The organism is Polaromonas sp. P3_C2, assembly GCF_056402675.1.
The window spans coordinates 1-3905 of the sequence record NZ_JBFUGX010000407.1 but is presented as its reverse complement, the minus strand read 5'-3'; the positions used below and the strand labels follow the sequence as shown (position 1 = coordinate 3905).

Sequence of the window (3905 nt, the reverse complement as noted above, 5' to 3'; positions counted from 1 at the left end):
CCCGATAGCTGGTCGACCCGCTTGTCCTGCATGCCGGGCAGGCTCACGCGTTCAAGCATGGCGCCGACCTTGCCGGCGATGTCGGCGCGCGAGAGGCCGCGCCGTGCCAGGCCGTAGCCAACGTTTTCACCGACCGACATCATGGGGAACAGTGCCAGGTGCTGGAACACCATGTTGACGGGCCGCTGGTTGGGCGGCACGCCGTTCATGGGTTTACCGCCGATGTGGATCTGGCCCGCATCGGGCGACAGAAAGCCGGCGATCATGCGCAGCAGCGTCGTCTTTCCGCAGCCCGATGGGCCGAGGATGGAAAAGAAGCTGCCGCGCTCCACGGAAAAGGACAAGTCCTTGACTGCGGGCTGGCCGGCGTAGGTTTTACCGACGTGTTCGGCTTGAAGGTCTGCGTGCACCGGTGATAGGCCGGTTATTGGGCTGCTTTCACGCGGTCTAATACGCGGCCTTCGATGTCCTCGATGCCGGCAGGCACTGCGGGATACCACTTCACGTTTTTCAACGCGGCTTCAGGGAAGCTGGCGGCGAACTGGGCTTTCAGCTTGGGATCGGCCAGCTGGTCGGCTCCCTTGGAGGCGGTGAAGTTGCCGGCAGAGCCTGCCACTTTTGCGGCAATCTCGGGGCGCATATTGAAGTTGATCCAGGCGTAGGCGGCGGCATCGTTGCGGCCTTTGGCCGGGATGGCGAAGGTGTCGATCCAGCCGAGTGCGCCCGACTTCGGTGCGATGTATTGGATTTCAGGTTTTTCGGCATTGAGCTTCCAGCCGCCGGTATCCCACATCATGGCTCCCACCACTTCGCCGGCACGCATGCCGTTGAGCAGCTGGTCCTTGTTGTCCCAGTAGAACTTGATGTTGCTCTTGCAGGCAATCATGGTCTTGCCGACTTCGTCCATCAGCGCGCCGTAGGCTTTCGGGTCCTTGTACAGCGCAAACGGGTCTTTGCCGGAAGCAAAGGCGAAGGCCAGCAGCGTGGGGCGCTTCAGGCGCACGGCGGTTTTGCCCTTGACGTCGGCCTTGCACAGGTCGGGGTAGTCGGTCATCTTGGCCAGCTTGGTATTGACGACGAGGCCGTCGGTGCCCCAGATGTGCGGCAGGCCATAAACCTTGCCGTCCAGCGTGGTGTTTTTCTTGGTGGCTTCCAGCATGGACGGGATGAACAGATCGGATTTGATCTTGCTGAGGTCCATGGGTTTGTAGATGCCGAACTCCTGCTGCGGGCCGGTGATGCGGTCCTGCGAGGGCTGGGCCAGGTCAAAGCCGGCGCCGCCGGTGGCGCGCAGCTTGGAAATCATTTCTTCGTTATTGGACAGCGTGAGCTCAACGTCGATCCCGGTCTCTTTCTTGAACTGCGCCACGACATCAGCCGGCACATAGTCGGCCCAGGTAATCAGCCGCAACTTCTGGTCTTGTGCCCAGGCGGGGCTGGCCATACTTGAAACAACGAGGCCGGCTCCGAGAATGTGGCTCATCAGACGGGATAATTTCATGTTGGCTTTTCCTTGTGTTATCAGTCGACGGTGGTAGACAGTGGTTGACGAAAAGAGATCAGCGGCAAAAAAACGGTAACGAATTGCGCGTGCATTTCCTCAAAAAAAGCATAGCGTGTCCCGATTTCATTTCTGTGTCAACATCTTCTGCAAGCAAGGCCTGCGCCAGGTTGTTCCTTTTCCTGCACCTTTTCTTTTTGCATCCCGGGTGCCCTACCGCATTGACTGAATGACTTTCTGGATAGACACACACTGCCATCTTGACGCCGGTGAACTGGCCGCCGATGTCGCTGAAGTTCGTGCGCGGGCGGCCGCTGCAGGCGTTGCACACTGCGTGCTGCCGGCCGTGGGCGTGTTCAATTTCGAGGCAGTCCGTGTGCTGGCGCACCGGTTTTCCGACAGCTATGCGCTGGGCATCCATCCGCTGTGTGTGCCCCAGGCGCAAGACGCCGACCTGCAGACACTGGATAACGAACTTGCGTTGAGGCGGTCTGATCCGCGATTGGTGGCGGTGGGCGAAATCGGCCTTGATTATTTTGTGCCTGCCCTGACGCAAAGCCCTATACGTGAACGCCAGGAGCACTTCTACCGTGAACAACTCAAGCTGGCGCGCAAGCACGGCCTGCCGGTCATCCTGCACGTGCGGCGATCGGCTGACAAGTTGCTCAAGCACCTGCGCGACCTGGCGCCCGAGGGCGGCTGGCACGGCATCGGCCACGCATTCAATGGCAGCGAACAGCAGGCGGGAGAATTTATCAAGCTGGGCCTGAAGCTGGGCTTTGGCGGCGCCGTCACGTTTGAGCCTGCCTTGCAACTCAGGCGCCTGGCGGCGGAACTGCCCCTGGAGGCGCTGGTGATGGAAACGGATTCGCCCGACATTCCGCCGCACTGGATCTACAAAACAGCGGCAGAGCGCGAAACGGGCCAGGCCCAGGGCCGCAATGAGCCGGGCGAGTTGCCGCGCATTGCGCAGCAGGTGGCGGATTTGCGGGGAATTCCGCTCGCGTCGCTGGCGGCCGCAACGACTGCCAACGCATTGCGGGCGCTGCCGAAACTGGGAGCCCTTCTGGCGTGAAAAAGGGCACCGCGAAACCTGTGTTGGCGGGCCTGGCGCCGCTGGTTTCTCCCGGCACCCGCCTGCTGGTACTGGGGAGCTTTCCGGGCGCCGCCTCGCTGGCTGCGCAGCAGTATTACGGCCACCCGCAAAACCATTTCTGGAAGATTTTGCAAACCATTTGGCCCGATGGGCCAATGGGGACGGGCGGTAGCAGCTATCAAATTCGTAGCGAATGGCTTTTGTCAAAAGGGCTTGGCCTGTGGGACGTGTACGCTGCCTGTGAACGCGAGGGCAGCCTGGACAGCGCGATCCGCAATGCGCAGGTCAATGACCTCGCCAGCCTGCGGCGACTGTGTCCGGCGCTGGAAGCGATTGCCCACAATGGCGGCGAAAGTTTCAAGCATTCGAAGCACACCTTGCAGCTGGGCCTGCCGGTCTACAAACTGCCTTCTACCAGCCCGGCGAACGCATCATGGAGCTTTGAGCGCAAACTCGCAGCCTGGCGTGAAGTTTTTGAAAAGCATGGATTGGTTTGATGTCGAAAAAAGAAACAGAAAAAACGGTGGCTGAGTTGCCCGAAGTCAATTTCTCCGACTACGGCGAGGTGCGCTTTTTGCACCTGGGCACCGAATGGGTGCAAGGCTCCATGCTGCGCGATGCACCGTATGACATCGAGCTGGAATACGTGCAGCGCATGATGGCGGGGCTGCTGTTCACCGACGCGGCGGCTGTGTCCAAAAAGCACGCAATGCAGCTGGGCTTGGGCTCTGCCGCGCTGACCAAGTTTTGCTACAAAAAGCTGCGCATGAAAACCACGGCGATTGAAATCAATCCGCAGGTGATCACGGCCTGCCGGCTCTGGTTCAAGCTGCCGCGGGACGACCTGAGGCTGCATGTCATTGAAGCTGATGCGGCGCTGGAAATCAAAAAACCTGTGCACCGGGGAACGGTGGACTTTCTGCATGTCGACCTGTATGACCACGAGGCGGCGGCACCGGTGCTGGACAGCGCGGATTTTTACGAGGACTGCCGCGGGCTTCTGGCGGAAGACGGCGTGATGACGGTGAATCTTTTTGGCCGCGATTCCAGTTACGTGCAGTCGCTGACAAAAATCGCGGAAGCGTTCGGGCCCGAAGCGGTCTGGGCGTTCCGGCCGACGCGCGAAGGCAACACTGTGGTGCTGGCCCAACGCGATCCGACGCGTCCCGAGCGGTCCGACCTGTTGCAGCAAGCCGGTGTCATTGAGTCGTGCTGGAAGCTACCCGCCAAAAAATGGCTGCGGCTCTTTGCACCGGCGGCGTGATGATGCGGCCGCACGGATGGTAAAGACCCAGGTGGATGGGGTAC

General features: G+C 60.5%; 5 protein-coding genes. 3 read left to right on the top strand and 2 right to left on the bottom strand.

Translation table 11 applies throughout. The features are described from left to right. A partial coding sequence (locus AC1DWI_RS16040; RefSeq protein ID WP_477725203.1) for an ABC transporter ATP-binding protein occupies positions 1 to 410 on the bottom strand: 410 nt, incomplete at its 3' end. A gap of 14 nt (positions 411 to 424) precedes the next feature. Continuing rightward, complete coding sequence (locus tag AC1DWI_RS16035; RefSeq protein WP_457279531.1) at positions 425 to 1501, bottom strand: extracellular solute-binding protein; 1077 nt, start codon at positions 1499 to 1501, stop codon at positions 425 to 427. 229 nt (positions 1502 to 1730) lie between these two features. Here AC1DWI_RS16035 and AC1DWI_RS16030 point away from each other — a divergent pair, with 229 nt between their 5' ends. Genes AC1DWI_RS16030 through AC1DWI_RS16020 form a run of 3 tightly spaced genes read left to right on the top strand, consistent with a single transcriptional unit; the run spans position 1731 to position 3861 of the window. Then, complete coding sequence (locus tag AC1DWI_RS16030; RefSeq protein WP_477669713.1) at positions 1731 to 2576, top strand: TatD family hydrolase; 846 nt, start codon at positions 1731 to 1733, stop codon at positions 2574 to 2576. Continuing rightward, on the top strand, positions 2573 to 3094 hold the full coding sequence (locus tag AC1DWI_RS16025; RefSeq protein ID WP_477669712.1) for a DNA-deoxyinosine glycosylase: 522 nt from the start codon (positions 2573 to 2575) through the stop codon (positions 3092 to 3094). The genes AC1DWI_RS16030 and AC1DWI_RS16025 overlap by 4 nt, the downstream gene beginning before the upstream one ends. Then, positions 3094 to 3861 (top strand): class I SAM-dependent methyltransferase, encoded by a 768-nt coding sequence (locus tag AC1DWI_RS16020; protein ID WP_477669711.1) that lies wholly within the window; start codon positions 3094 to 3096, stop codon positions 3859 to 3861. Before AC1DWI_RS16025 ends, AC1DWI_RS16020 begins: the two co-directional genes overlap by 1 nt. Positions 3862 to 3905 lie beyond the last annotated feature (44 nt).

Excerpts from the sequence above, each read along its gene's own strand:
- AC1DWI_RS16030 (WP_477669713.1), top strand. The coding sequence starts at position 1,731 with ATGACTTTCTGGATAGACACACACTGCCATCTTGACGCCGGTGAACTG.
- AC1DWI_RS16020 (WP_477669711.1), top strand. The coding sequence starts at position 3,094 with ATGTCGAAAAAAGAAACAGAAAAAACGGTGGCTGAGTTGCCCGAAGTC.
- AC1DWI_RS16035 (WP_457279531.1), bottom strand. The coding sequence starts at position 1,501 with ATGAAATTATCCCGTCTGATGAGCCACATTCTCGGAGCCGGCCTCGTT.